The organism is Silvimonas sp. JCM 19000 (assembly GCF_054652575.1).
The window spans coordinates 1-2,559 of record NZ_BAAIHC010000054.1 but is presented as its reverse complement, the minus strand read 5'-3'; the positions used below and the strand labels follow the sequence as shown (position 1 = coordinate 2,559).

At 43.8% G+C, this 2,559-nt stretch carries 3 protein-coding genes; all 3 read right to left on the bottom strand.

What is annotated here, in order from left to right:
- Positions 1-764 precede the first annotated feature (764 nt).
- Positions 765-1,334 (bottom strand): hypothetical protein, encoded by a 570-nt coding sequence (locus tag ACYQ1A_RS21735; protein ID WP_499365814.1) that lies wholly within the window; start codon positions 1,332-1,334, stop codon positions 765-767.
- An 85-nt stretch (positions 1,335-1,419) separates the two neighbouring features.
- Positions 1,420-1,569, bottom strand: coding sequence for an RHS repeat-associated core domain-containing protein (locus ACYQ1A_RS21730; RefSeq protein ID WP_499365813.1), 150 nt, complete (start codon positions 1,567-1,569; stop codon positions 1,420-1,422).
- A 782-nt stretch (positions 1,570-2,351) separates the two neighbouring features.
- Positions 2,352-2,559, bottom strand: a 208-nt coding sequence (locus ACYQ1A_RS21725; RefSeq protein WP_499365812.1) for a hypothetical protein, incomplete at its 5' end; no start/stop codon positions are given.

Below are 2,559 nucleotides of genomic sequence, written 5' to 3'. Positions count from 1 at the left end.
ACCAGCACCAATCATGCTGTCAATTTTCTCCAGCTCGCTACGGTATACCGCTCCAATCAATTCATCTACTTCAATTCTTTTAGTCATCTCCCGGCCTCTCATAAACTGGCTTGGATTGTTATATCGAGGGTTAGCCTATTCCGAAAGAGAGTCTTCCTGCATAAACGCCGTCGATCCCTGTTCGGGCGGTTCGCCGGTAGATTCTGAAATGTGGTGTTATTTAGTGGCATATTCAATGGCCATGACGTGGCATTGCGCTTTGTTAACGGGGTGAGCAAATAAGTTATTTATTCCTTCGATCGAAAAAATGAACCGGCGTACTACTTTGTATTGCAAATTGTACATATAGCCGGTTTTGCCATTCTTTGTCTTTACTTGAAAAAAAACATTGCTTCCGTCGTCGATACATCCTACCAGCTCAACCATGTCCCCTTTTTTTAACATAAAAAAAACGGGCCTTGCACTAAGTGGGGTATTGTCTTCTTTCTGAAAAACTGCAGTGGGCTGCGTTATTTCAATTTCATATCCAAAAGACAATGTAGCAAGAAAGATGATCGCTATAGTGATCGAAATCAAATATTTTTTTATTGTCTCTTGTGTCCGTACCATATGATTTTCGATACCAACCCTGTATTAAAAATCTCCTGCTCGAAACCGCTCGGTTTCATCGAGGGAATAATTGGAATGCCTGCGCTGCCGATGCAGGCTTGAGCGGCTTATTTACCTGAACTTGAATTCCATTTTTCTAAATGTAGTTCATGAGCCTAGGCGACTCTGGTCGATGGATTCACGATAAAACCGAATAATGCGTCACGCCCATCTAGGTCATCCAGAGACGCTGGATCAGAAAAATTAGCATAAGTCTCATCAGACGACGTAAGTAATTCCATTTTTTCTGAATCTGACAGTTTATTTAGCCTGTCTGAAAAAGCCACGCTGCCTTTTTCGGCATATTCTCTTGCTTCCCAAAATAATTCGTGAAGTATTTCCTCATTCAGTTTTCCTTGAGAAAGGGCGCTCTGCAATCTCACCAAAATCATCGTTAAATTATTATTATAATTACGATAGTCAACAAGGAGCCGTCTAATTTCAACCCGCCCCCACTGATAAGGAGGACGCGGATACTCTCCAATTTGTGCGGAAATTTTTTCGTGCAATATCATTTCTGCGCAATTTCTATCCGCGTCAACTACAAAAATCCTGTCAACGATTTCGGCAGAATCACACCTGCGAATGATCGCTTGGGCTCGCCAGTTATTGACTTTCCATGGCTCAGATGAAAGTTGAATTTCGTAAAAATCATCATGATATTTATCAATATTAAAATCGCTCATTTATTTGCACCCCACACATTTATCTAAATTTTTAATTTTTTCTTCATTTTTTCTGATGGCAGCACGATGCCCCTTGCCCCGAGCATTATTTGCATCCCCAGGATTCCTCCTCAAGTCCGCTTGCTACAAATAGCCCCGTTGGGTCGGATTCGGTGACAGGGTTGCCATCACCATATGCATAGGTATTAAGGCCTCCGGCCAACCCAATTGGATCGCTCTGGATATACCGCCCCAAGTACGGATCCTAATCACAGAACCCGTTACTACTACGCGCAATTTCCTTATCTCAGGCGCCCAGTCAAACAGACCTTGGCAGGAACACAAACAGCCTCCAGAGGATGGGCGTTCTGCATGAATTATCGTCAGAAAAGCATAACGATAAAAACGGCAAGTGCACCAACCGTCGTCATTATCAAGAGTAAGCAATATATGCTTACCTCAAGATCGTTGATTCGAAGAAATTTGAACGACCAAATAAATGAGCTAAGTCGCTCTGACGAGCCGTTGAAATCAGTGTCTTGAAGAATGTTCGGGCTTAAATTTGAATACAAATCCTTATGCCGTTTGCTGAGAACATTAAGTAAGCGTGCATGTAAACCCCAAGACCCCAAGATCAAAAAAGTGTAAATAGATAACCAGCGGTGTTCCAAGAATATAGTTACCATTTCCATGTATTACCCCCAGTAACGTTAGCCGGCGTTGTACCCCAACCATTGCAGCACTTACAGAGGACGAGCCACCGTTTAAATAATACGACTAGCTAAAGCTCAACCCCAACTTGCTTCCGCCCAAGCGGAGCCGCGACGGGATCAAAGCAGCCAAAGCATGGCATGAAGGTTTGACGTGAGTGGAACATACGCTGGGCTATCGCTCTGATGGCAGATCAACGGATTGAATCCGAGACATTCGCGGTACAAAGCAAGGGGAACGCGCGAGTTCTATTGGTATATGCGCGCGCCATTTTCTTATTCTTGGCCGGCGAAGCAAGATACGGTCTGACGCTCCGTTGGCAAATAGCTAGTGGTTTTTTTTTAGAGAGATTAATAAATTCACCGTGGCGACAGACCGTTCGAGCGAGTCGTCCGAGTAAGCTGTCTCAGGATTGCTGGCTATCCAGAACAGCCAGTCTTGTACCACTTCACATTCTTGAGTCGTCAATAAAGTCCATCTTTTTCGAAAAAAATCATCCCACCAGTCCGTTCTTGGGCTTCTATCCAACATCATG

Coding starts and splice junctions, on each gene's coding strand:
- ACYQ1A_RS21735 (WP_499365814.1), bottom strand. CDS start 1,334: ATGAGCGATTTTAATATTGATAAATATCATGATGATTTTTACGAAATT.